This window comes from Gordonia malaquae NBRC 108250 (assembly GCF_000344135.1).
GTDB lineage: Bacteria > Actinomycetota > Actinomycetes > Mycobacteriales > Mycobacteriaceae > Gordonia > Gordonia malaquae.
Window position 1 is genome coordinate 1 of sequence record NZ_BAOP01000112.1, and the last position, 571, is coordinate 571.

At 50.6% G+C, this 571-nt stretch carries 1 protein-coding gene; it reads left to right on the top strand.

From position 1 onward, the window contains the following. Positions 1–360: 360 nt before the first annotated feature. The coding region (locus tag GM1_RS22855) for a hypothetical protein (RefSeq protein WP_008382661.1) at positions 361–571 on the top strand (211 nt) is incomplete at its 3' end.

The window sequence follows — 571 nt, forward strand, 5'->3', positions numbered from 1 at the left end:
GCCAGTTCTTCCGACGCGGCGGAAATCAAACAGAGTTCTCCAGCGCAATTTGAGAATTGTAACGGGCTAAGCGTTAGTAACAATAGTCGCCGTCGTCTCCTTTATTGGCGGACTTACGAACTCCTCCGGATAGTACTACGCATGGTGGTTGAACGTAAATATAAGATGGGATAATCCGCAGATCAGTGGAAACAATAACCAGAGTTCCTTACAAGACAAGAAAGTCGAGTTCATCTGCGCAGGAACCGTCGACACAGCCTTCGTAGGAACCGTGGAGGGAGAGATAGTGGACACGAACGGCGAAAGATATTACGCAACAACCGCAACCTCAGTTTTAGAGAGCACTGCGAAATATGAGAAATGAAGCCTCCTGTGAATAGTGCGAAAATTCTCGTCGCCCGACTCGACGACAGCCCGTATACGGAGGCTATCGTTGGGCTCGCGCTAGACCGAGAGACCGAGCTTGAGATTGCCAATCAGGTCGAGTCGAACCGCGTCCAGTGCTGGACCGAAACTCAGCCGATATACGGTGACGGAGATACGCCAAAAGCGGGCGATTCTCTATTTCTAG